The 24,923-nt window shown below is 42.7% G+C and carries 24 protein-coding genes; 16 read left to right on the top strand and 8 right to left on the bottom strand.

Annotated elements, in window-relative coordinates; translation table 11 throughout:
• The first annotated feature begins 5 nt into the window (after positions 1-5).
• On the top strand, positions 6-419 hold the full coding sequence (locus EHQ62_RS06675) for a DUF1398 family protein (RefSeq protein ID WP_135641403.1): 414 nt from the start codon (positions 6-8) through the stop codon (positions 417-419).
• Here the strand turns inward: EHQ62_RS06675 and EHQ62_RS06680 are convergent.
• Genes EHQ62_RS06680 through EHQ62_RS06690 form a run of 3 tightly spaced genes read right to left on the bottom strand, consistent with a single transcriptional unit; the run spans position 410 to position 3,627 of the window.
• Positions 410-1,021: a hypothetical protein gene (locus EHQ62_RS06680; protein WP_135641404.1), complete on the bottom strand. Its 612-nt coding sequence runs from the start codon at positions 1,019-1,021 to the stop codon at positions 410-412. The two genes, EHQ62_RS06675 and EHQ62_RS06680, sit on opposite strands and share 10 nt — an antisense overlap.
• Positions 1,021-2,520 (bottom strand): NAD(P)H-hydrate epimerase, encoded by a 1,500-nt coding sequence (locus EHQ62_RS06685; RefSeq protein ID WP_135641405.1) that lies wholly within the window; start codon positions 2,518-2,520, stop codon positions 1,021-1,023. Before EHQ62_RS06685 ends, EHQ62_RS06680 begins: the two co-directional genes overlap by 1 nt.
• Entirely contained in the window at positions 2,521-3,627 is a 1,107-nt protein-coding gene (locus EHQ62_RS06690; protein WP_135641406.1) for an LIC_12708 family protein, read from the bottom strand.
• 132 nt (positions 3,628-3,759) lie between these two features.
• On the opposite strand from EHQ62_RS06690, the gene rimP reads away from it, so the two are divergent.
• The 14 genes from rimP to EHQ62_RS06760 all read left to right on the top strand — a co-directional run bounded on the left by rimP (position 3,760) and on the right by EHQ62_RS06760 (position 18,426).
• Positions 3,760-4,248 (top strand): ribosome maturation factor RimP, encoded by a 489-nt coding sequence (gene rimP / locus EHQ62_RS06695; protein WP_244241663.1) that lies wholly within the window; start codon positions 3,760-3,762, stop codon positions 4,246-4,248.
• 4 nt (positions 4,249-4,252) lie between these two features.
• Complete coding sequence (nusA, locus tag EHQ62_RS06700; protein ID WP_135641408.1) at positions 4,253-5,653, top strand: transcription termination factor NusA; 1,401 nt, start codon at positions 4,253-4,255, stop codon at positions 5,651-5,653.
• 15 nt (positions 5,654-5,668) lie between these two features.
• Positions 5,669-8,410, top strand: a complete 2,742-nt coding sequence (infB, locus tag EHQ62_RS06705; RefSeq protein WP_135641409.1) for a translation initiation factor IF-2 — start codon at positions 5,669-5,671, stop codon at positions 8,408-8,410.
• A 10-nt stretch (positions 8,411-8,420) separates the two neighbouring features.
• Entirely contained in the window at positions 8,421-8,864 is a 444-nt protein-coding gene (gene rbfA, locus EHQ62_RS06710) for a 30S ribosome-binding factor RbfA (RefSeq protein WP_135641410.1), read from the top strand.
• 28 nt (positions 8,865-8,892) lie between these two features.
• The gene (gene truB, locus EHQ62_RS06715; RefSeq protein ID WP_135641411.1) at positions 8,893-9,822 is read left to right on the top strand and encodes a tRNA pseudouridine(55) synthase TruB; all 930 of its coding nucleotides are present in this window, start codon (positions 8,893-8,895) and stop codon (positions 9,820-9,822) included.
• Between the two features lie 26 nt (positions 9,823-9,848).
• Positions 9,849-10,115 (top strand): 30S ribosomal protein S15, encoded by a 267-nt coding sequence (rpsO, locus tag EHQ62_RS06720; RefSeq protein ID WP_002973902.1) that lies wholly within the window; start codon positions 9,849-9,851, stop codon positions 10,113-10,115.
• 5 nt (positions 10,116-10,120) lie between these two features.
• On the top strand, positions 10,121-12,211 hold the full coding sequence (pnp, locus tag EHQ62_RS06725) for a polyribonucleotide nucleotidyltransferase (RefSeq protein ID WP_135641412.1): 2,091 nt from the start codon (positions 10,121-10,123) through the stop codon (positions 12,209-12,211).
• A 37-nt stretch (positions 12,212-12,248) separates the two neighbouring features.
• On the top strand, positions 12,249-13,535 hold the full coding sequence (locus EHQ62_RS06730; protein ID WP_135641413.1) for a M16 family metallopeptidase: 1,287 nt from the start codon (positions 12,249-12,251) through the stop codon (positions 13,533-13,535).
• A gap of 125 nt (positions 13,536-13,660) precedes the next feature.
• Positions 13,661-14,110, top strand: coding sequence for a dUTP diphosphatase (gene dut, locus EHQ62_RS06735; protein ID WP_135641414.1), 450 nt, complete (start codon positions 13,661-13,663; stop codon positions 14,108-14,110).
• A 71-nt stretch (positions 14,111-14,181) separates the two neighbouring features.
• Positions 14,182-14,979, top strand: a complete 798-nt coding sequence (gene flgG / locus EHQ62_RS06740; RefSeq protein ID WP_100790205.1) for a flagellar basal-body rod protein FlgG — start codon at positions 14,182-14,184, stop codon at positions 14,977-14,979.
• Positions 14,979-15,920: a flagellar basal body P-ring formation chaperone FlgA gene (flgA, locus tag EHQ62_RS06745; RefSeq protein ID WP_135641415.1), complete on the top strand. Its 942-nt coding sequence runs from the start codon at positions 14,979-14,981 to the stop codon at positions 15,918-15,920. The genes flgG and flgA overlap by 1 nt, the downstream gene beginning before the upstream one ends.
• Positions 15,921-16,652: a flagellar basal body L-ring protein FlgH gene (locus EHQ62_RS06750; RefSeq protein WP_244241664.1), complete on the top strand. Its 732-nt coding sequence runs from the start codon at positions 15,921-15,923 to the stop codon at positions 16,650-16,652.
• A 128-nt stretch (positions 16,653-16,780) separates the two neighbouring features.
• On the top strand, positions 16,781-17,905 hold the full coding sequence (locus EHQ62_RS06755; RefSeq protein WP_244241665.1) for a flagellar basal body P-ring protein FlgI: 1,125 nt from the start codon (positions 16,781-16,783) through the stop codon (positions 17,903-17,905).
• 35 nt (positions 17,906-17,940) lie between these two features.
• Positions 17,941-18,426 carry a rod-binding protein gene (locus tag EHQ62_RS06760; protein ID WP_135641417.1) on the top strand — a complete coding sequence of 162 codons (486 nt, stop codon included), beginning with the start codon at positions 17,941-17,943 and terminating at the stop codon, positions 18,424-18,426.
• On the opposite strand, the gene EHQ62_RS06765 is transcribed toward EHQ62_RS06760, so the two are convergent.
• Genes EHQ62_RS06765 through EHQ62_RS06785 form a run of 5 tightly spaced genes read right to left on the bottom strand, consistent with a single transcriptional unit; the run spans position 18,423 to position 23,870 of the window.
• Positions 18,423-20,804, bottom strand: a complete 2,382-nt coding sequence (locus tag EHQ62_RS06765) for a YhjD/YihY/BrkB family envelope integrity protein (protein ID WP_135641418.1) — start codon at positions 20,802-20,804, stop codon at positions 18,423-18,425. The two genes, EHQ62_RS06760 and EHQ62_RS06765, sit on opposite strands and share 4 nt — an antisense overlap.
• An 8-nt stretch (positions 20,805-20,812) precedes the next feature.
• Positions 20,813-21,694, bottom strand: a complete 882-nt coding sequence (locus EHQ62_RS06770; RefSeq protein ID WP_135641419.1) for a class I SAM-dependent methyltransferase — start codon at positions 21,692-21,694, stop codon at positions 20,813-20,815.
• Complete coding sequence (locus tag EHQ62_RS06775; protein WP_135641420.1) at positions 21,694-22,302, bottom strand: class I SAM-dependent methyltransferase; 609 nt, start codon at positions 22,300-22,302, stop codon at positions 21,694-21,696. The genes EHQ62_RS06770 and EHQ62_RS06775 overlap by 1 nt, the downstream gene beginning before the upstream one ends.
• Positions 22,299-23,501, bottom strand: coding sequence for an ATP-grasp domain-containing protein (locus tag EHQ62_RS06780; protein WP_135641421.1), 1,203 nt, complete (start codon positions 23,499-23,501; stop codon positions 22,299-22,301). The genes EHQ62_RS06775 and EHQ62_RS06780 overlap by 4 nt, the downstream gene beginning before the upstream one ends.
• Positions 23,502-23,870 carry an RNA recognition motif domain-containing protein gene (locus tag EHQ62_RS06785; protein ID WP_135641422.1) on the bottom strand — a complete coding sequence of 123 codons (369 nt, stop codon included), beginning with the start codon at positions 23,868-23,870 and terminating at the stop codon, positions 23,502-23,504.
• Positions 23,871-23,982: 112 nt separating this feature from the next.
• Here EHQ62_RS06785 and EHQ62_RS06790 point away from each other — a divergent pair, with 112 nt between their 5' ends.
• Entirely contained in the window at positions 23,983-24,843 is an 861-nt protein-coding gene (locus EHQ62_RS06790; protein WP_135641423.1) for a flagellar hook-basal body protein, read from the top strand.
• The last annotated feature ends 80 nt before the right edge of the window (positions 24,844-24,923 follow it).

The following is a 24,923-nucleotide window of genomic DNA, read 5'->3' on the forward strand; positions in this document are numbered from 1 at the left end:
ACAAAATGACAAGTTTAATTACAAAACTCACTGAGGCACAAAAATATGCCATGTCCATCCGTCCCAAAATTGGTGGCTTTCCCGTACTCGCTGAAGTATTAAGGCAGGCTGGTGTTACAATGAACCGTTGGACCTTACCATCCTGCCAGTCCGTTTATATGATGCAAGGTGGAGCCATTGTCCAACAAGGAAACCCACTCCTAACGGGTGTTTCTGAGATTCCTGTGTTTCAGAAAGATAAATTAATTACGGCCCTTCGTTTAGACCAAGAAGGTGGGAGCACATTCCCTGAATTCTTAAAGTCAACTTGGGAGGCAGGTGTGGTAGGCTATGATGCCGACTTTGTGAAACGGAATGTAAGGTATTACGGAGTCAACGGAGAAAGTTACCAAGAAGATTACCCGGAAGTTCATTTATAAGGTTTTTGTTTGATTTGGAAGGTATAGGTTCTGTCACTTGATTGTAGGACCACTTGTGCATAAAAACCTAAGTCCAAGGATCGAAATTTAGAGCGAAATATTGAAGCCTCTTCATCAAAAATTTCTTTGCGGCAATCGGGGACAAGAGTTTTCCATTTTTCTTTGGAAACAGAATGGTACAAAAACCCATTGGTTTGGGAAGGAATTGTCCTTTCTTCCCAAGGGATTGGCTCTGAAAAACACAAAATTCCATTTCTTGTTTTGATCCGAAATTCTGATTTCCAATCTGGGTTTGGAACTTTAGATTCAGATTTTGTATTATTTTCGATAAATAAAAAATAACCTTGGTAAGTTGGGTCTTCTTCTCTCGACAAACTTAAATACATTGGAAATCCATCTACCACTTGTTTGTCGGATTTTGTACTGTTTTGAAAACTACCAGGGTTTAGCGCTTTGAATCCAATGTAGAAAATAAGCACAACGAGTACCAAATCAATGAGAAGGACAATTTGCCTCCATCTCGTTTTTTTGTGTTTGTCGTTGATTTGTTTTAAGTAATCACGAAACTCTTCTGGTGAACGTGAGTGGTATCCTTTTCCCATTACAATGCCTCCACAAGTGATTTGAGGATTTGGTGTGCCGATGGATACGGTTCTTCCAATTGTTTGGAGTTGTCCAAAAAGGAAAGTGCAAGTAATACAACTTCAGGAATGGAAAGTTCTAAATCCAAACTAAAATACCTAGTTAAAATTCCAGAGAGAAGATCTCCAGTTCCCATAGTCGCAAGTTTTGGATTCGGTGACTCCCAAACATACGAAGATCCATCTGGACAAACAAGAAGGCTCACAAATGATTTTAATAAAACATAAACTTGGTGTTCTTTTGTAAAAGGAATTAAACTATCATAGGCTTCTTGGATGGAATGGTGATTTTTTCCTATTAATCGATTTAACTCACCCACATGAGGTGTGAGTAGGATCCGATCACCAACTGGAAGTTTCGTGCCAATTTCTGGGATTGCGCCAGCGTCCAAAATACAAGTTTTCCCACTTTCCAATTTTAACTCAGAGAGGCCTGTGGGGTAGGACTTTAGCCCAGGACCTACTAAAATGGTTTTTGTTTTCGCATAAAAAGGATCGGAAAGAAGAGAATCAAAATCGCCGAAAAGAGCCATTTTGGATAAATCTTCTTTTAATACATATTGGGATATTTGTTTGGAAGGAGAATAAATCTTTGAAATACCACCACCTAACCTAGAAAAGGCCTCTTCTGAGAGAAGGATCGCACCTTCCATTCCTTGTGAACCCCCAAAAAACATAGCAGATCCAACACTGTATTTATGAGCATTGTTTTTACGTTTCAGAACCTGAATGGCTTTTTCTGGGTCCTTTTCATAATAGTATTTATTGGAAAACTTTGTTTCTGTTAGGTGGGTGCGGATCGGGAAACCAATCGATTCAAAATACCTTGGGATTAGATTGTCTTTTTCATAAATAAAACCTACATTTTCCCATTTCTGTGTCCCTAATTCTTCAATGGAATCTGCGTACACATAATGATGAGTTTTTTGCCCTTTGGGTCCGAGGGAGTACGGATCCCAACCACTAGGGGTATCCAGGGAAAGTCGGTAAAAAAATACTCCAGACTCGTTAATGGTTTCGATGAGTGATTGGAAATCCTTTGCGAGTGGGGACTTGAATCCAGTGCCAAAAATCGCATCCACGAGTAAAACGGAATCTTCTTTTGTCAGTTCGGTTTCAGTTTGGAAATCCTTAAGACTGCCGATCTTACCAATTGTGTTTTTCACAAGTGATTCATAGAACTGTCCCGCTTCGTTTTTATTAGGTGAAGTTTGGAAAACTTGTACCGTGTGACCTTCTTGGTAAAGGAAATGGGCCAAGGCATAACCATCCCCACCGTTCCCTCCAGAACCACAAATGATCCAAATGGATTCTGCTGTATTCCAAAGGTCTTCATTCGCATGAAACACGGATAAGGCGGCCATTCCCATAAGAGATTGTTCGGAGAATCCTAGTTTTGTGATGGCCAAAGAATCCATTTTTTTGGATTCATCACTTGTAAAAAGCGGAATTTGTTTCATCTAAATCCAGCGGTACACTTCTAAGGCACCAGACCGTATGCGAACAGAATAAATTGTATCAAAGGCATCTGTATATGTTTCTCTCCACTGGCCCCTTGGACTAGAAAAAGGAATCCGTTTGTTGTTGATGTGGTTTCCTTCTTTGTCATGGACTTGCAGACGAACCGAATTCCCACCATCTTCTGTTTCCCAAATATAGAACTCACCATTGTTTCGAATGGAAAATAAAATTTCAGAAGGGTCTTGGATTTCTTTTAAGAGTTCTGAATTTTTCGAATCAAATTGGAAACGGTAAATCCTACGAAATTTAAAACGTTTGTCTTTTTTGGAATCATAACTAAAAGAACCTAAAACGTAGTCTCCCTCAGGATGGGGAATGAGTTTATCCAATGTGATGTCGTATTCTTTGGCATCACTTGTATTGAATACATCGAGTGCTGATTCCTTCAAATTCCCTTTGAGTTCTCCTTCCTCAAAATAAGAGAGTCGCATCTCTTCTGCTATGCGGTGGTAAACAAATAATTTATCACCCTCACCAGGCATTATGGATTCAATGTAGCGGAAGGGTTCTGAGTTTTTTCCCGAAGCCCCTAACATAAACTTTACGACACCTTTTTGTGTGATTTGTACAAGAAAGGAAGGGAGGACAGTTGTCCCTTGGGTCGAAAAGGCACCACTGTAGGTTTTGTATAAGTTCTCTTGGCCGGGGGGGAGTTCCATTCCCTTGGAAGAAATCCGGTTTTGGACCACAAGGTCCCCGTCTTCATTCATGGCGACAATGCCAATCCCGCCAAAACGAAAGGGGTAGTGGGGGATCCCTGCAACGGATTTGAAATCCGGATTCCCGATCGTCGCATCGAGCCTTCCATTTCGATCAAAAAGTTTGATGACAGACTGTTTGTTATCAGCAAGGGCCGAAATATTGGAAGAAGTAGGGATGGTTAAGGGAACATTGGTCAATACTTGGTTCACCACCACACCTTCAAAGGTTTCATTGGTGGCTCCGAGTGGGATGCGAAAGAGGATTTCTTCCTTTAGGTTCTCCACTCGGAAACGCAAACAGGAAATGGAAACGAAGAGTAGGACGCCGATGTACAGGGTTCTCATGGTGCAACATCCATTCCCTAATTTTTTATTTACAGGACAACTCGCTTTTCCTAGCCTGTCTAGAGACGTGCTAAATTTTAGCATGAGCTTTGGTCTCTTATACAGATTCCTATTGGAATCTTTGGATATGGTTTGGTATATACCGAGGAAAACATCAGAGAACTGATTTTACGAGTTCTCGCTCCACCTCTAGCGCTTTTTTCGCTCCAAGTACAGAATCGGAAAAACCACGCCCTCATTGAGATTGAACTGGATCATCTCACAGACAAAACTGGCTCTGCTAGTTTGGAAGACTGTGAGACTGTGTCTAGGAGACTCAAAGAGGAGCTGGACCAATGGGGAGAGGAATTTGATTTCACTCTCCAAGTCTCCTCCGCGGGAGCAGAACGTGTTTTACGTTTGCCGGAGGATTTAATTCGTTTCCAAGGACTTTTAGCAAAACTAGAAGTGCCGCTGGAAGCAGGGAAATGGGACAAACGATTGTTTCGTTTGGGACCGGTTTCGGGGGATTCCGTTGAGCTTACGCTTTACGATCGTAAAACTCGACACAAAAAGAACCAAAAATCGGTATCTATGCCCATCGCAGAAATACGAAAGGGAAATTTGTATTTAGAAATTTAAGACTATGGCGACAAAACAAGCAACGAAAGAAACTGGGCTATTCGAAGCCATCCAACAATTCTGTCAGGACAAATCTCTTGATAGAGAACTCGTACTCGGTGTCATCCGCGACTCCCTCCTTGCCGCTTATCGCAAAAAAGTTGGTTTAGAAGCGGAAACGGACGACCGCTGCCAAGTTGAATTTGGCTCCGACAATAAAAATGAAATCATCATCTCTGTGTTACGCGATGTCGTAGCAGATAAAACAACAAACCCTCTCGAAGTTTCTTTGGAAGATGCACAAAAGATCGATCCAAAGGTCGAAGTAGGAAGCCAAATCCGAGTGTTTGAAAAACCACAAGACTTGTCTCGTGTCCTTTCAAGCCAAGCAAAACAAATGGTTTTCCAACGTCTACGCGACATGGAAAAAGAATTACTCTACCAAGAATACAAATCCAAGGAAGGGGAACTCACTCATGGGTACTTCCAACGTTGGAAAAAGGACATCATGTCAATCGACCTTGGTAAGGTAGAAGGCATCATGTTAAAAAAAGACCAAAACCCTGGCGAAAAGTACCGCCAAGGGGACCGTCTGAAAGCCATCATTTCTCGTGTGGAACTGAGACCTCGTGAACCGATGCCTGTCATCACATTATCCCGTGCGTCTGGTGACTTTGTCAAAAAACTCTTCGAAATGGAAATCCCAGAAGTGTATGATGGCATTGTGGAAATCCGAGATGTCGCGCGTATCCCGTCTTACAGAACAAAGGTGGTTGTCACCACAAGTAAATCTGATGTAGACCCAGTGGGTGCTTGTGTGGGGATGAAAGGGGTTCGGATCCAAGCCATCGTAAGAGAACTTGGAAATGAAAGGATCGATATTGTGCTCCATTCGGATGAACCAAGTGTCTTCATTGCCAATGCCATCTCTCCTGCAAAACCAGTAGAAGTGCATGTGGATAGAAAACGTGGGGATGCACTTGTCATTGTCCCAGATGAATCCTTATCCCTTGCGATTGGGATCAATGGTTCCAATGTAAAACTTGTGTCCCAACTTTCGGGATTTAAAATCGATATCAAAACTGTATCACAATACAACCAAGAACTCGCATCACCTGAAGCACGCGAAAAATTGGACAGACTCTTCAATGCCCAACAAGAAGCAATGGAAGAATCGGAAGACGGTTACAACGAGTCAAGTGGAGAAGAGGAAGAAGAAGGTTCTGGATACACACCTCTCTCTGAAATCCCGGGTCTCACACCGAGGATCGTTGGCCTATTAGAAGCCGGTGGGATCAAAAATGTGGAAACCCTCCTTGAGTTCAGCCAGGAAGAACTTTCGAAAATTTCCGGGATCGGAAAAACCACGGCAGAACAGATATTACGTCTGTTACGTGAGTCAATCGAATGGGTAGAAGAGGGTTAAGTTTTAAGGCATAATATGGAAGAGCAAAAATCGATCAAAGAAACCCTCCAGCAAGGAGCCAGTGGTGACAAAACCAAGAAAAAACTTGTCATCAAAAAGAAAGCGGCCCCTTCTGATGAGAAAAAAGAATCCAGTTCCGGGAACCAAGAGCCTAAAGCTGCGGCAGAAGTGAAACAACCTTCTACTCCTAGTGCGGACAAAAAAAAGGATTTAAACGAACTCATTCGGGAAGAAGCAAAACGACAAGGTCTCGGATCTGGTCCGCAAGCTCCTTCCCAAGCATCTCCGATTGTTTCTCGTCCAGAACGAAAACCGGAACCTCTTCCTCCACAAGAAAGAGAAAAACCACCGATGGACCGAAAACCGGAATCCATCTTATCAGGCGACACATCTTCACCAAACTATCGTTCTGGTGGAGGGCAAGGTGGTGGAAACCAAGGGTATTTTAGAAAAGAAGACCGCAATCCAATTGTGAGCCGGCCTACAACCCCACGTCCGCAAAGACAGGATGGCCAAGGTGGTGGTTACCAAGGGAATCGCGGACCAGGCCAAGGTGGTGGTTACCAAGGGAATCGTGGACCAGGCCAAGGTGGTGGTTACCAAGGGAATCGCGGACCAGGCCAAGGCGGTGGTTACCAAGGGAATCGTGGACCAGGCCAAGGCGGCGGTGGATACCAGGGAAATCGTGGACCAGGCCAAGGCGGCCCAGGTGGATACCAGGGAAATCGTGGACCAGGACAAGGTGGTCCCGGTGGCTACCAAGGAAACCGTGGGGCAAGACCCATTGGCCAAGGTGGCCCAGGTGGCGGTGGCAGACCTCCCGGTGATGCTCCCTTTGGTGCTCCTCCAGGAGGACTTCCAGGTGCTGGTGGTCCCGGTGGTGCCAAAAAGAAAGTTTTTGATAAAGAAAAAGGTGGAAGGGAAGAAAACGAAAACACAAAGTTTTTCAAACAATCCTTTCGCAAACAAAAAGCACAGGCTGCTGCCCTCGCCGCAGTTCCCAAAGAAATTTCCATTTTAGAAAACATCCAAGTGGGTGAGATTGCTAAAAAACTAAACCTTAAACCAGGGGAAGTGATTAGCAAACTCATGAAGATGGGGATGATGGTAACGATCAATAACGTTATCGATGCGGAAACGGCATCGATTCTTGCAGACGATTACGGTTGTAAGGTGAAGATCGTTTCCCTTTATGACGAAACTGTCATTGAAGAAGAAAAAGACGATCCAGATGATTACATCACACGTCCTCCTGTTGTTACTATCATGGGTCACGTTGACCATGGTAAAACCAAACTCCTCGATACGATTCGGTCTTCCCGAGTGGCAGAAGGGGAATCTGGTGGGATCACACAACACATTGGTGCTTACCAAGTGCAAACAGAACGTGGAAAAATTGCCTTCCTCGATACACCTGGTCACGAAGCCTTTACTTCGATGAGAGCACGTGGTGCCTCCGTTACTGATATTGTGGTGCTCGTTGTGGCTGCTGATGATGGGGTGATGCCGCAAACCATCGAAGCCATCAACCATGCCAAAGAAGCAGAAGTTCCGATCATTGTTGCGGTGAATAAAATTGATTTACCAGCAGCAAACCCAGAAAAGGTAAGACAAGAACTTTCCAACTACGGTTTACAACCAGAAGAATGGGGTGGAACTACCATCTTCTGTGATATATCAGCAAAAAGTAATATTGGAATTGATAAACTGCTTGAGATGCTCATCATCCAGGCAGAACTCCTAGATCACAAAGCAAATCCGAAACGAAAAGCAAAAGGAACCATTGTAGAAGCGAAACTCGATCCAGGTCGTGGTGCTGTGGCAACGGTTCTCATCCAAAACGGAACCCTTCGTGTGGGTGATGCCTTTGTTGCGGGTGTACATGCTGGTCGCGTCCGTGCGATGTATGACGACCTTGGTCGTTCCATTAAAGAAGCAGGCCCATCCTTCCCGGCACTTGTGACGGGTCTTGATGGTGTTCCTGATGCAGGAGCTCCATTTGATGTGGTGATCGATGACAAAGAAGCAAGGACCATCTCGCATAGCCGACAAGACTATGAAAGACTTGGCCAATCGAAAAATGCTGCCACTCGAGTGACACTCGACAATATGAGTGAGATCATCAAACAAGGTGCACTCAAAGAACTCAAAGTCATCATCAAAGCGGACGTTCGCGGATCGACTGAAGCGGTGAAAGAAGCCCTCGAAAAACTTTCGACTGCAGATGTTCGTTTGAATGTGATCCATGCAGGGACTGGTGCCATTGTGGATTCCGATATCATCTTAGCTTCCGCATCGAATGCGATTGTGATTGGTTTCCACACCCGTGCGAATCCAAAAACAGTATCTCTTGCTGAAAAAGAAAAAGTCGAAATCAAATACTACAGCATCATCTATGATGTGGTGAACGAAGTGAAAGCTTCCATGGAAGGAATGCTCGAACCTGAGAAAGTGGAAAACATCATTGGAAAAGTGGAAATACGAGATGTATTCAAAATTTCCAAAGTGGGGAACATTGCAGGTTGTATGGTGAAATCCGGTAAGGTAACCAAACAAGCACATGTTCGTGTGATTTCCAGCGAAACAGGTGAGATCACTTGGGAAGGGAAAATCAAAAACCTCAAACGTATGAAAGACGATGTGGCTGATGTCCTCACTGGGTTTGAATGTGGTATCTTACTTGATGGATTCAACGACTTCTCCGTGGGTGATGAGATCGAAGCATACGAGATCCGAGAGATTGCTCGTAAACTCTAAGGCGGCCTAAATGAATCCCATTCGAATGAAAAAACTCGAATCGGAGATCATCCGCCTTATCTCCTCTGCGATCTTAGAAGGCAAGGTAAAAGACCCTCGGGTCTTTTTGCCAAGTTTCCACCGCATTGAAATCAGCGAAGACTTAAAGTATGCGAAAGTATACTTCACTGCACTCTGTAATAACAACGAACGAAAAAAACTCACACAAGGGCTTGTTTCCTGTGCGGGGTTTTTATCTTCGCTTGTTGGGAAAAACCTCCACCTTCACACCAATCCAAAATTTAGTTTTGTCTGGGACAACAACTACATCAAAAGTTTAGAAGTGAACCGACTCATCGATGAATCAGCACCAAAAACTTTATTTGAAGAACTCCATCCAGAGGAAAGGGAAGAGGAAAACGCAGATACAGATTCGGAAATAGCGGATACAGAAAACGATACCGATTTCGAATAAACACATAAGTGTTGTTTGGTGAAATGCTATGGCAAGACCTTACCAATCTGGATTTTTATTTGTGTATAAACCACCTGGGATCACGAGTTCCGATTTGGTTTTAAGAACCAAACGTTTGCTCGGTCAGAAATCGGTGGGGCATACGGGAACTCTCGACAGGTTTGCAGAGGGACTCCTAATTTTGCCTTGCGGGGATTACACGGCATTCTCCCAAGTATTCCTAGGGAAAGACAAAACCTATTTGGCAGAAGTGATTGTTGGGCTTCGTACGGATTCAGGTGACCCCGATGGGGTTGTGGAAATGGATGAGCGCAAATCAGCGAAACAATCTTTCCTTTCTACCTTTCCCATCCAGAAATTGGAATCTGAGCTCCAAACTCTTACCAATCTCAAAACCCAAAAAGCACCGAAAATTTCAGCTCTGAAAGTTGGTGGGAAACGGCAATCTGATCTTTTCCGAGAAGGAACTACTGTGGAAGAAAAGGAACGTGCCATCACCATCCATTCGGTAAACGACATCCAATTCACAGAAGACGGGTTTTCCTTTCGCATCCATGTGAGTTCTGGGACGTACATCCGTAAAATTGTCCTCGACCTCTCTGAGAAATGGGGGATCCCACTCTCGCTTGGAAGGCTTGTCCGAGAATCCATTGGAGAGTATGGGTTGGAGGGTGCCAAAACCTTGGACCAGATTACCTTTTTGGATTTGAAAGGTTGGAAAGAAGTGTTCCCTTTGCCGATTCGCCTCGTGGATGAAGCGGAAAAAAAAGCGGTCATCCACGGCGGATACATTTGGGACAAACTCCCCAAGGCGGATGAAAATGGGTTTTATATCGTAGACTCTGACGAAAAGACGATCCTTGCTTGGTGTTCGTACGCAGAGAAACCGGCCCACATTCCTTACCGATACCGAAAAGTATTTTTTGACCCTTCCGCAAAAATTATGTTTTCTAAATGAGTCCTTCTTAAAATCTGGATACTGTTATGATCACAAAAGAACAAAAACAGCAGATCATTGCTACTTTCGGTAGCAAGCCAAACGACTCAGGTTCTGCAGAAGTACAAATCGCTCTTCTCGACTCTCGTATCAAAGACCTTACGGAACACTTCAAAGCAAACAAGAAGGATTTCCACTCTCGCCGTGGCCTCATCGCTATGGTAAACCAGAGAAAGAGTTTATTGGAATACCTCAAACGTTCCAACCTAGAAAGTTATAAAAAGCTGATTGAAAAACTCGGCCTTAGGAAGTAATTCCTATGGCTACAGAGTACACTGGTGTTTGGGGTAGAGATTCGATTACCCTAGAGACCGGCAAGTGGGCGAAACAAGCTCACGGGTCGGTTGTATACAAAACCGGAAATTTGGTCCTGCTTGCCACAGTGTGCGCGGCAGACGAACCAAAAGATGGACAAGATTTTTTCCCATTAACTTGCGAATACACGGAGAAGGCTTACTCGGTAGGTCGTTTCCCTGGTGGATACTTCAAACGTGAAGCAAAACCAGCTGAACACGAAGTACTCCTTTCCCGTATCATCGACAGACCCATTCGTCCTATGTTCCCAGAAGGTTACTTCTCGGAAGTCCAACTCCTCGTTCAAGTTTTATCCGCAGACAAACAAGTATCGGTCCAAGGCCATGCGATTAACGCAGCTTCGGCGGCGCTTTCTGTTTCTTCCATTCCGTTTGCAGGTCCCATTGCAGGAGCTCGTATCGGTCGTATCGGTGGAGAATTTGTTCTGAACCCTACTAACGAAGAGATCACAAAATCTGATTTGGACTTAGTGGTTGCGGGAACCAAAGATGCCATCGTCATGATCGAAGGGGAAGCAAACGAAATCTCCAAAGATGACATGATGGCAGCACTTCGTTTTGCACAAGAGCAATTGAAAATTGCTGTTGCCATGCAAGAAGAATTAGCAAAGAAAAATGGAACTGTCAAAAAGGAAGTGGTTTTAAAAGCTCCTGACAAAGAACTCCATGCTAAAATTCGTGAATTCGCATTCGAACGTTTGACTGCTGCCAACAAAAATGCAGACAAAGCAAAACGTAACGACGACATCAAAGCCATTAACAAAGAAACGGTTGAACATTTTAAAACCTTACTGGCTCCTGAAGACAAATCGAAAGACATCAAACATTTCTTACATGAATTGGAATACGAAGTGGTCCGCGAACTTGTGCTTGGCGAAGGGATTCGTTTTGACGGTCGTAAAACGGACGAGATCCGAAAGATTTCTTGTGAAGTGGATGTGCTCCCTGGACCACATGGTTCAGCAGTTTTTACCAGAGGGCAAACACAGTCCCTTGGGGTGATGACACTCGGAACCACTTCTGACAACCAAAGGTATGAGACACTCGAAGGTTCCAAAGAAAAGAACTTTATGTTACACTACAACTTCCCTGCGTTTTCCGTAGGCGAGGTAAGACGTAACTCTGGTCCTGGAAGGCGTGAAATTGGTCACGGGAACTTAGCGGAACGTGCCATTAAAAAAGTCCTGCCAACACAAACGGAGTTTCCGTATGTGATCAGGCTTGTCTCTGAAATTTTAGAATCCAATGGATCCTCTTCCATGGCATCTGTTTGTTCTGGAACACTGGCGCTTATGGCAGGTGGAGTTCCGATTTCTGGCCCTGTGTCTGGGATTGCGATGGGACTTTTCAGTGATGAAAAGGGTCGTTTTGCAGTACTTTCTGACATTGCTGGGATTGAAGACCACTTCGGTGATATGGACTTCAAACTTGCAGGGACCAAAAAAGGGATCACGGCTTTCCAAATGGACCTAAAAGTCAATGGACTTGGTTTGGAAGTCTTACAAAAGGCCATTGAACAAGCAGAAGTTGGTCGTGACCATATCCTTGGTGAAATGAACAAAGCCATTTCTTCTGTGAAGGGAAACCTTAGCGAAAACGCTCCTCGCATCACACAAAAACAAATTCCAAAAGATCGAATTGGAGAGCTCATTGGCCCAGGTGGGAAAATGATCCGTGCCATCATCGAACAATCTGGTTCTGAGATTTCAGTGGATGATTCAGGAAAGGTAACCATTGCCTCCCCAAGTGAAGAGTCCAAAGAAAAAGCCATTGCCATGATCGATGGAATCTTTGAAGAAATTGAAGTGGGAAAAATCTACGAAGGTGTCATCAAACGTATCGCTGACTTTGGGGCTTTTGTGGAAATTTTACCTGGAAAAGAAGGTCTTTGCCACATCTCCAAATTGGATGTGAAACGAGTACAATCTGTTCGTGACATTGTTTCCGAAGGGGAAAAAATCAAAGTGAAAGTGATTTCCGTTGATAAAATGGGAAAAATTGATCTTTCGAGAAAGGATGTCCTTTTAGACAACTAAACAGTCCCCAAACATCTGTTTGGGGGGAGTGAACCAAATGGCACCCGTCATTGAATGCAAACGAACTGTATTGCCAAACGGCCTTACGGTTCTTTTCCAACCTATGAAACACGCATCCTCGATGGGGGTGGGTGTTTTTTTAAAACAAGGCAGTCTTGCCGAAACCAATTCCGAACATGGATACTTTCACTTTTTAGAGCATATGCTCTTCAAAGACACAGAAACTCGCACGAGTAAAGAAATTGCTGAGTCCATTGAGAGAGTGGGTGGGATCTTAAATGGTTCTACGGGTCGCGAATACACACAGTACTATGTAGTTGCCATCAAAAACCAAGCAGAACTTGCCTTTGAAATTTTATCCGATATGTTATTTCGACCTCTCTTTCGAAAAGAGGACATCCAAACAGAAAAAGGTGTCATCATGGAAGAGATGCGTTCGTATGAAGATGCCCCTGATGATTTTGTATACGATTATTACTTTCGTAATATCTTTGGGAAGTCACCTTACGGCCGTGATATCATTGGCACTAAAAAATCAGTGACTGGAGTCACAGAAAACTCCATCCGAAAATTTTTTGAAAAACATTACTTTCCTAAGAATATGGTGATTTCTGTTTCAGGGAATTTTACTTGGGAGAAGGTGCTCGACCTTACCAAAAAATACTTTTCCTTTGAAAATCCCAAAGGGAAATCACCGACTGAACTCATTATCCCTGCGCCTAAAAAGAGTTATTCGAAGCATTTGGAACGTCGGAAAATCGAACAATTCCATATCATGTTAGGTGTGAATGGAAAACAGAGGGACTACCGAACGGTCACAGTATCAGGTCTTATCTCAACCATTCTCGGTGGAGGTATGGCCTCTCGGCTTTTCCAAAACATCCGTGAAAAAGAAGGTCTTTGTTATAGCATTTATAGTTTTCCTTCTTATTACAAAACCACTGGGCTTTTTTCCATTTCCTCTGCGACTTCAAAAGAAAAGGCCGCACGGTGTGTGGAACTCATCTTAAAAGAATTGGAACAAATCACAAAACAAGGTTTTTCCAAACAAGAACTTGCTGATGCCAAATCCAACCAAATGGGTTCCATAGCCATCGGGTATGAACTACCAGAAAACCGGATGAATAATATTGGCTTACAGGAAATCTATTATGGTCAGTACTTTTCTTTAGAAGATAGAATGAAGGCAATCAAATCCGTTACCTTAGACGAAATCAATCAGGCCGCCAAAGAGATGTTTGGTTTGGATAAAGTGCATTTGTCTTGTGTGGGGGATATGACAGAAAGCCAATTTGCTAAAATCCCCGTGCAATTTGGTGGATAAAAAAAGACTGAGTCTAGGTAGCAAAACATGAATTGGGTGTGCCCATTTGACTCGTTATCTACTGGATCCGAAGTAAGTCGTCTGATTTAGAAAATCCAAAATCCAATGTGTAACAAAAGGACTTTATGTTAGAATTCAAAGGCCAGCTCCAAATCCAAATCTTAAAAGAAGGGGCTGTTGTCCCAGAATACAAAACTACCGGGTCAGCAGGGATGGACCTCTCCGCATGCCTTTTGGAAAACCTTATCCTTCCAAAAGGAGAGGTGGTTTTTGTGCCGACGGGCCTAGCCATGGCAATCCCCGAAGGGTATGAAGGGCAAATTCGACCTCGCAGTGGATTTTCAACCAAAAACCGCATCATGATGCCGAATGGCCCAGGGACAATCGACTCAGACTACCGGGGTGAAATCCTGATCCCACTCCTCAACTTGGGTGGAGAGGACTTTGTCTTAGAACCAGCGACAAGGATTGCCCAAATTGTTTTCCAATTAGTGGCCAAACTCTCGGTGCAAGTGGTTCCAAAACTTGGGGATACGGCTCGGGGAACGGGTGGGTTCGGCAGCACCGGAAAATAAGACATAATCAAAAAAAAAGACACTTAGCTTTTTTCGGAGATGACCGATAGAAGCTGTAGAGGTGCCTTTTTATGATGCGATCCCTTTGGACCGGTGCGACCGGGATGATTGCCCAACAATTTCACATTGATACCGTTGCCAATAACTTAGCCAACGTCAACACAACAGGGTTTAAAAAGAACCGTGTGGACTTTGAAGACTTAGTTTACCAACACCAAGTGCTTGCGGGAACTCCAGCCACCTCTGTTTCCGAAATCCCAACAGGTGTGAATGTGGGACATGGTGTGAAAGTCGCCGCCACACAGAAGTTATTCGAGATTGGATCCTTCCAAGCCACAGGGAATAAACTAGACCTCGCACTTACAGGCGAGATGGCATTTTTTAAAATCCAAATGCCTGATGGTACTTTTTCTTACTCAAGAGATGGGTCATTTAAAATTGATTCCAACCAACAAGTGGTTACATCGAACGGGTATTTGCTCGAACCTCCCATCATCCTACCTGAAAATGCCATTTTAAATACACTTATGGTTTCGGAAGAAGGGGAAGTCACCGTAAAAATCGGAAATGACATTCGCCCGACCACCATCGGCCAATTGGAGCTCTACCGATTTGTCAACCCAGCGGGTTTGCAAGCTGTGGGGAAAAACTTATTCCGTGAAACCGTCGCCTCTGGACCTGAAATACCAGGGATGCCATCCCAAGAAGGGTATGGAAGTGTGTTACAAGGATTTTTAGAAATGAGTAACGTAAAAATCGTGGAAGAAATGGTGAATATGATCGTAGCACAAAGGGCTTATGAATCAAATTCCAAAACCATCCAAACCTCAGATAACATGCTTTCGACGGCAATTGGGCTAAAACGTTAATGAAACTTTGGATTCCTTTCCTATTTAGTTTGGTACTTGGTTTGCCAATTTTTGCAAACCAAGAGGACAATCGTTTGTATCTCAAACCGAAAACAATAGTAGGTGTGGGAGAGGTGAGGTTGTCAGAATTTACCAACTGGAAAGGAAATTGGAATCCAATTGTCTACCAAAATGTAAAGGCACCTATCCTCATCAAACCAGAGGATCTATCTGGTCTCCTCCAAAACCTCTACAGAAAGGAAATGGGAACCAATGTTCCTTTTAGCGTGATGGGAAAAGACGGAATTTTACTTCCAAAGACATCTGTACTTTCTAAAAAAGAACTCGAACTATCACTTTGGAAAGACTTAAACGCTTCAACTGATCATCCGTTAGGTGAGTTTGGGGAAACCTTTCGAATTAGTTCTGAAAAAGAAACCTTTCCCATCATCTCGGGCACTTCGACTGTTTGGCGTTATCCGGGAAGGTCCCTCCATGCGGGGAAACGCCTTTTCCCCTTGGATTTTTACTTTGAAGGCAAACTCGTGCATTCAGAATCAGTCCCCTTTCTCATTGAAGAGAAAAAAAAAGCATACTTCACGAAAAGGGAAATCCCATCCAAAACAATATTGACGGATGATGATGTGGAATTACGGTATTTTTTCTCCAGTGACTCGTTTAGAGAATACACGGAAGAAAACCCAGTCGGCAAAACGGCTTTAAATGGATTTTTACCTGACACAGCCATTGAGAAAAAACAAGTGAGAACCCTCCATACCATTGAACGTGGGCAAGAAGTAGAACTTGTGTATACCGCCGGGAATTTATTACTCAAAATCAAAACAAGGGCATTGAACTCAGGGGACCGAGGGGAAGAAATTTCACTTCTCAACTTGGCTTCACAAAAAACAATCAAAGCCCGTGTGCAAAATGAAGGTGTATGCCTTTTGGAAGAGAAATAAGTGATGCCCTGCCTAGTGATCAAAGCACAGTTTATTCGTTTCCATCTAACACAAGGATTGGTTACTTCCCATCGAATTAGAACCAAACTGTTTGTTTTATTCTTTTTGGTTACCAGTCTGGTTGGGCTTTCTGCGGAATCCTTATGGAAGGACAAAGACCCGTATTCTTATCCAAAAACCATCCAACCCGGAACTGTTGTCAAAGTGGTACTGAAAAATGGACTTCGAGTGGAATATGAATCGGAATACAAAGCGACCTTTGACAATGACATCAAAACTGTCCCTGATAAAAAGTTAGTGCCCGACCTTCCGAATTACACAGCAAATTCTACTTATATGCGATCCAAAGTGGGAAAATCAAAATCCCAAGGAAAAGTAGTAGGGGTAATGGCAGTGCTTGTCACTGGCATTGATCCTGGAACTGGGAATCTGGAACTCGAAGGAAGTCGTGTTTTTAATTTATCAGAAGAGCGGATTAACCTTCGTTTGTCGGGAACAATTTCGCCAGAAGACTTAGACAAAAACAGATTCATTGCAAGTGACTTAATTGCCAATTTACGAGTCGAATACCAAGGAACTTTGAACCCAAAGGAATTAAATGATCCTAACATCCAAATGAAACGGATCACAAACCCTGATGGAACCATAACGGAAAAAGCGGAACTTTCCGATAAAGAGAAACAAGAAATCATTTTAAAAAATATCAAACGACTCTTAGGTGAAAGTGAGTGATTGGCATGAAAAAAATAGTGAGTTTCAAAATCACGAACGATCAAAAAAAGATCAAAATAAAAGGGCTTTTGACTAATCGTAACCGTTTTTTTGCAAAGCCAAATCACCCAAATGGAAATTCTTTTAAAATGCAGTTTCCCTTCGTTCGCGAACAGAAAGAATCCATAAAACAAACCATTGTTTCCTTATTTACTTTCTGTTTTTTGTTTTTTGTAACACCTCTCCTCGCCGTTGAAACAAGACTAAAAGACCTCGTTCGAATTGATGCGGTCAGGGAAAACCAACTCACTGGTTTTGGGCTTGTGGTGGGGCTCAATGGGACAGGGGATACCAAAAATCCACTTACCGAGGAAGCCTTACAAAATTACTTAAGTGGGCTCGGTGTGAATACCAAAAAGAACCTCCGTGATGCAAAAAACACAGCATCTGTTCTCATCACTGCAAACGTTCCCGTAAACTTAAAAGAAGGTGACAAAATTGACATCGTGGTTTCGTCACTGGGTGATGCCCGTTCCTTAGAAGGTGGGGTTTTACTCCAGTCTCCCCTCAAAGCCGGAAATGGAGAAACCATTGCCGTTGCTTCCGGTGTACTTGTGTTTGGTGGGAAAGAGAAAAAACGTGGTGCAGATAAAAAGTCTGGTTCCAATACAGCCCTCGTTCCTATGGGTGCAATCTTAGAAAAATCGATTCCAAATGCACCTGTCACAAAATCGGTCAAACTTACCTTACTCGAAAAAGATTATACAACCATGGGTGCAATCGTTGATGCAATCACTGCGGAAATGGCAGTGGTGCCGGAAGTGGTTTCCCCAACAGAGGTCCTTGTCCCACTTCCCACCTCACAGGGGCAAACGGGGCCGAATGGAGAGTTGGTGTCGGGTGCACCAAAACTCGATCTAACTTTTTTATCGAAATTGGAAAACCTCACAGTGAATTCCTCGCCAGTGGCTCGGGTGGTGATCAATGAAAGGACTGGGACCATCGTCATGGGGGCAAACATTGCAATCGATGAGGTTGCAATCTCCCAACAAGGCCTTACCATCCAAATTGCCAACCGGGACAAAGCTCGGTATTTTTTCCCCATCCAGGACGAAGGGAAAGGGGAATCTGTTTTTGTTTTGAAAGAAACCACTCAAGTTTCGGATGTGGTTGGAGCCTTAAACAAAGTAGGAGCCTCTACAAAGGACATTATCTCCATTTTGGAAGCCTTAAAAAAACAAGGGGCCCTCAAGGCCGATCTTGTGATTCAGTAATTCCAAAAATTGCCGATAGGAATAGTAGACATAATATGGACATTCATAAAATCCAAGACTACTCAGGAAGGTTAAGCCGTTCCAATGACGAATCCATTTTAAACAGGATGAAGTCTCTTTCGCTTCCAAAGGAAAAAGAAGAACCAAAACAAGGGATTTCAAATTTCCAAAACCTTTTGGAAACTCACGAAGGGCTGATGGGGAAAGTGAGTTCATCTTCCTTGCGAGTCCCACAAAACATCCGTGAGGAGATCACAATTGATCCCTACAGAAAAAAATTGTATGATGCTTCCGTGGAATTTGAATCTGTATTTGTGAAGATGATGTTAAAGGAAATGAAAAACACCATCCATAAAGAAAAACTCATCGATGGTGGGTATGCGGAAGAAATTTTTGAAGATATGTTATACGATGAGTATGCTAAAAATATCTCTCAAAATGAATCGATGGGACTTGCGGAAGAGATTTACAAACAAATGTCAGCTTCTCTTCCACCCGTGAAAAAAAATCCTTACCTTTAAACCCAATCCGAAAAGGAAGTTTTCCGGAGTTCATCCTTCCATTTTTCTTCTAACTTCGTTAGGCTATCATTGAGTTTGGGAGACAAACTCGCGATTTCTTTTGGAGCTCCCAATTTGAAACTCGAGGTTGATTCATAAACTGAAACCAAATCGATTTGTGATTTTAGTTTTACCGGTGTGATTCGTTTTTCTTCCGTGATTTGGATGAGATTTGCATCCGTCAATAGATCTAAAATTTGTGATAAATCCTTTTCCGGCAATAATAAAGATTTTCTAAGTTGCGAGAGCTTAATGAGTTCACCTTTGTTTTCCTGGTGGGTATAGGTGAGTGTCAAAACTTGTAAGATCTTATAAAATTCATACGATAGTGTAGAATCGATATCATCAAATGGATGTTTGGGGAGTAAATACCTGTCAGGGAATTGTAGGGTTGCCGTGACTTCTGCTCCATACAAAATGATGAGTGAAATGGAATAAATCGCAAGTAATGCAATGGGGATGGCAGCAAGTGCTTTGTACACTAACATTGTTTTTTCCGTAAAGGAAGTTAGGTAGATATTGATAAATCCCCAAAAGAAGAGGATGAGGATGAGTCCCGTCACAGCCGCTCCAATGGAAGATGCTTTCAGTGGAACTTTTGTATTGGGGATGATCGTAAAGATAAGTAAAAAGAATAACCACAGAGACAATAAAGGTAACAAAATTTGAAAGATGGAATAAAGAGAAAAAAAACGTTTTCCACCTTGGTATTTTTTCCAAATCGTTTCCCCTTTCTCATTTTCTTCGACTCGGATGATTTTGTTAAATTCTCCCACACCCACAATTCCCAACATCCCTTCGTTCGGGCTTTCTGCTTCATTTTGGTTTTCGATTTCAATCGGAGAATCCGTTGTGAGATTACCAAATGCATTTGCCTCCGATTGGTTTTTTGTTAGGTTTCCTTCTGTTTCTGTGGGTGTTTGTTTCTTGGAAAGTAGGATCATGTCCAAAATCATCCCTGCTTTCCCTTTGTAAGCGATCGACCAATTTTCACCTTCGTCTTCTGAGAGGAAGATGTCTCCAAGGGAAGTTAGGACAAAGATATCATAGTCTTGTTTTTTGGGAGATGCGAAAACCCAAACTCTTTCGTAGGAATACTTTCTGTGGCTTAGGTCTGTCCACGTATAACCGCCATCAGTTGTTTTGTAAATCGCTCCACTATCACCGACCAAAAATCCAATGTTTCGATTTAAGAAAGAGATATCGTTTAGTGGTTTTCTAGAGATTTCTTGTGGGAAAAAACTAGTTCCTCCATCACTTGTTTTCCATAACCTACCTTCTCGGTCTAAGATGAAGCCATCTTTGTCTGAAAAAAATCGAACTCGAATCGGAGTGATCCCTTCATCATGGAATCGTTTGATTTCTTTGAATGGTTTTCCTAAGTCATATCGCAAGGTACTTGTATCCTTTGTGAGGATAAAAATTGTATCAAAGTCAATGGCTCCAAAATCGGATACATTGACTCCTTTTAAGGAGTGAACCTTCCAAGAATTCCCAAGGTCATTTGAATATAAAAACGTTCCTTCTTCCGATATGGTAAATAAATCATTCCCCACACTGCGGATTCGAAAGAAATTCTCCTTTCTGATATTGGGTTTTTTGCATGTCCCAGTTTCGACAGTTTCCATATCGATGCATAACATGTTTTCGAAATCAATACTAGATTCGGGAATGAAAGAGATTGATTTGTTTAATTCCTTCATCATCCCAATATTTCCTTTTTCGCCAGCCACCCAAAGTTCTCCGTGTTTTGTTGAAACGATGGATTTTAAATGGGGTGCGCGAACCGAATCGGAAATGGTATCTGTGATATTTTTTCCGACCACAAATAAAAGTGGTCCAAATGAAATCAGGAAAAAATAAAAAACAAATTTGTTGATGAAACTTCGGTGAAGGTCAATCTGCCAAATGATATGGAAAGCCTTCTCTAACGAACGTAATACGGCAGTTGCGGAAAAAATAAAAACAACAAATCCTACGGCTCCAATTTGTGTGGCAGTGGAAATGATGTCGGAGAGAGTTTCTAAATAGGGCGTGATGTCAAATTGGATATTGTTACGGAGGAGATAGGAGTTGATCTCATCTACCATTTCCCCTTGTCTAGTGTGGATGCCGGAAGCTACGGTAATCAAAGCAAGGGCAACCGTTAGTGTGGGGATGAGAGTTACGATTGTTGTATAAGCAAGGCTTGAACCGATGATGAGGCAATCATCTTTTATGAATCGATGTACGGAAACGAGTAAAACCCTGAGTCCAAGTATGATTTTACGTTTCCATGTTGGTCCTTCCGGGATAGTAGTCAACCGAACAAGGAGTGGGGTTTTCATTGTTTCGCTCATAATCGTTCCTATTTTTTAAATGCGTACAAAACGTAACTTGATGTGAGGGGGAATCCCTTTCGTTTCCACCTGGAACGAAAATGGTAAAAACCAATCCGAAACCAGTGTCGGTAGTCTTTCCAATTTTGGAATGATCCCCTTACTTTTTTCAGTTTGGCTACCAATGGGAAATCCACACCGAAGTAAGATACGAAACTCCCAAATCCATGCCCAGTCAATATTTTTTTTAACAATTCATCTGAGTAATAAAAGACATGGCCAGGCATATAATAATGGTAGCCACTCCCTTCTTCTTTTGCCTGCCAACCCTCAAAATTGGCGGTTTGCAGTAAAAGCAAACCACCAGGCTTTAAAATACGAGTTAACTCTTTAAAAAAACGATTTGGATTTTCAATGTGTTCGATGACCTCAACAAGAGTGATCACATCAAAACTCTCCGTAGGGAAATTTGCATCATAAAGGTTCCCATTGTATGTTGGAATTTTGTTTTCGTTTGCATAACTTGCCGCATATTCTGAAATTTCTACCCCTTGGATGGAAAAACCTTCTTCTTTTGCCACCTCAAGGAAACCGCCAAAGGAAGAACCAATGTCTAAAAAATGCCCCGACGCCACGTACCGTTTGATGTTTTGGATCCTTGCTTTCCAAACATGACGGAAAAATGGTTTGGATGCCCTTTCATCAATGTAAGAATACTCTGCCTTACCTTGGTAATAGTCTTTGGAATAAAGTTCGTTTTGGTTGGGCCTTGGGGAAAGGGCTTGGAGTTTGCAGGTTTGGCAAATGGCCACTCGTAACCCTTTGTATTTGCCTGTGGTTTCATATAAATACTTCCAATCACAATCCTTTTTTAGGGGACATTCATCACGTAAAAAATCAAAGGATGGCATTATTTTTTAGCGAGGAAAAACCAGTGGCAAATTCTTTCGCTGAGTTTGCCAATTGGGGTCCTTTCGGAATACCCAATGGATACCTCTGCAAAAGGAGAAAGGAAATCTTTTAATTCTGATAATGAGTAGGTTTCCGCATAACCTCCGCTAAGGTCTGTTAAGTTCATTTTCCCTGCCTTTAGTCCTAGGTGGGTATCACCTTCTGCACGGATGGAACCAACGAGGTATCCATTGTTTGTCAATGCATTGTAAAGCGTTTGGAGGTATGCCTTTGCGTCCTCCCGTTTGTTGTAATGGAAAACACCCCAACTCACGATCAAACCAAAGGAATCTGGTAAAAAGGGAAGTTCGTGGCTTGGGGTATGGAGGAAATGAATTTTATCGGTTTCTTTTTGTAAGGCATCGATCGTGGTTTTTGCATTGTCACAAGCAGTGACGGTATAACCGGCGTGATGCAATAGATAAGAATGCCTACCTGAACCACATCCAAAATCCAAAGCATTGCGGTTTGGTGGATCGATTTTAGCGAGCAAACGCACCAAATTTTCATCTGGAAAGTTTAACTTCGACTTAGGCCTTTCGTAATGAGTGTCCCAAACGTTTTTCATGGTTCCAATCGGTGTAAAATAGATTCCAACCATTCTTTGGCAGGAATGGATTGTTTTGTACTCATTCCCATAACAGACGTTCGTTTGTGGTTACCCTCTCGTTTTTCCAAATTAACACCGGTTTCTACTAATTGTTTTGTAAAAAATACGGATTCAAACGGTTTGGGTATGAATGGAACCATTTCTCCCATCTTTTTTTGTTTGGGACCAGGGAGTGTAAACACAATCGCCGAATGGTTGGATCCATTTTTGGATTGTTTCAAAAATTCTGGCCTTGTTTTTTCACCGATCGTAACAGATAACAAATCTTTAAAATAGTCATAACCATAATGGTTTGGCAATAATTGGTCAGCTAAGTATTCTCCACCCACCTCTGGTGCTGCTTCCATTAAAATGCACTCCCCATTCTTTGTGATTTTAAATTCGGCTACAAAAGGACCTGTTTTCAATTTGGTGGCAGTGACAATACTTTGGCAGATCATTTTTAATTCTCCTGCCATATCAATGTGGGCGGAAGGGGCGATGTGGACAATTTCAATGAATTCCGGAACACCTGTTGTGATTTTGTCTGTGATGGAGATTAAATAAAATCGTTTGTTGATCACAAACCCAAGAACAGTCACTTCATCACCTGTGGTGTAGGCCTCGAGTAAAAAGGAATCATTTGATTTGAGTTTTGTGAATTTTTTCAATTCCACTTCTGATTCTAAAACAGTGATTCCTTTTTTGCCAGACCCTGATTTCGGTTTTGCGATGATGGGAAAAACAATGTCTAATTTTTTATCTTTTGTTTTTACAGGAAGGATTGTGTTCACAGCTGCCGGGACAGGGATCCCATATTTGGAAACCGTTTGTTTGCACTTCTCTTTGTCTAAAAAAAGGTTGGTACTCTCTCTTGGGTTTCCGCGAAGTTTTAATTTTTCTGCCAAGTAAGATACAGTAAAAACCGCTTTTCCAAATGACCTCGAGCCAACCCCTAATAATTTATAGGGCAGGGGAACCTTACTCATTGCATGTAAGATTTTACGGTATTCATGAGTAGATTCTAATATTTTAATGTCGCATTCATTTAAACCTGGTGCCATGGGGTTTGTGTCCACGGCAATGACTTTTAGTCCCCTAAGTTTCGCAGCCCGAATGAGAGGGATTTGGTTCTCTCCCGCTCCAATGGAGAGATAACTTCCATTCAATTGTTTCATTTACGACCCGCGGGAACCACCTCGGCGTTGCACTCCCGTGTTGCCACCACCAGAAGTTTGGTTGCGTCCAAACGTTGGTTTCGCCACAGCAGGACTTCCTTTTTTCTTTTGTGCTTCGTTTTGTGCTTTGGTCAGTTCTTCTTGGTTGACAACTACGATCTTTTTGCCTTCCAATTCCTTTCCATTGAGACCTGCGATTGCTTTTTCTGCATCGGCATCTGCCATTTCGGCGGTTCCATACCCAAGCGAAACCTTAGTCAATTTGTCTCGTTTGATTTGTAGGTGTTCCACCTTTCCGTATGCGGAAAGAAGTTTCTCGAGGGCATCGTCCGTTAGTGTCTGAGGGAGGTTTCCGATAGATAACTTCATGTCCTTCTTTTTTCTAAAAAATTCTCCAAAACTTCAACTCTTTTTTGACTATGTCGCATTTTCTCTTGGGGAAATGGTAGATTTGGTCGATTGGAATCTTAGGTAGGGACTTATGTTACGAGGATTGTATACGGGTGCAAATGGGATGATTTCCCAACAAGTGCGTATGGACGTGGTTGCCAATAATTTGGCCAATGTGGACAAAACTGCATTCAAAAAGGATACCACTGTCTTCAAAACGTTTCCTGAAATGTTACTCCATCGTTATTCCGAAGATGGAATTGGAAAAACACCAATGGGTTCCTTTGATACCTCTCCCGTGGTCGGTAAACTTGGGTTTGGCGCTGAAGTCAACGAAGTGTACACTCGCTTCGAACAAGGAGCCGTGAAAAAAACTGACAATATCTTTGATCTCATGCTCCAAGACCAACCTGGGATGGAAAAACCTGCCTTCTTTTCGGTCCTTACCAATCGGGGAGAGAGGCTCACTCGGAGTGGGAACTTTGTTTTAGATAAAAATGGTTTTGTTGTGACCCCACAAGGTTTTCCCCTCCTTGGAGAAAAAGGTCCCATCCAAGTGAACCAAGGAAATTTTCTTGTGAAAGAAAATGGAGAAATATATATCAATGCGAAACTAGGAACCGCTCCAAAAGATGGGACCAATTTTAGTGAAAATCGTTTCGAAGAACCAGTGTTACTTGATAAATTAAAAATTCGCACTGTGGAAAATCCGCGCCACCTAGACAAAGAAGGGGATTCATTTTATGCAAACACTCCCGAATCGGGTGAACCAACAGCATTTCCAGAACTCCTTGCACCCCAAGTTTTACAAGGGTATCTGGAAGCCTCGAATGTATCGGTTGTGACAGAGATGGTAGATATGATTGAAGTGAACCGCGCTTACGAAGCCAATTCCAAAACCATGCAAACCCAGGATAGTTTACTCGGTCGACTATTTGAGATTATGCGGTAGAGTAGATATCCTAGATACATTCGGCACAACTCCTTCCCTCTGAGCTGTCACTAATCTATCCATCCCAACTGCCTTTATGG

This window comes from Leptospira jelokensis (assembly GCF_004769635.1).
GTDB classification, from domain to species: domain Bacteria; phylum Spirochaetota; class Leptospiria; order Leptospirales; family Leptospiraceae; genus Leptospira_A; species Leptospira_A jelokensis.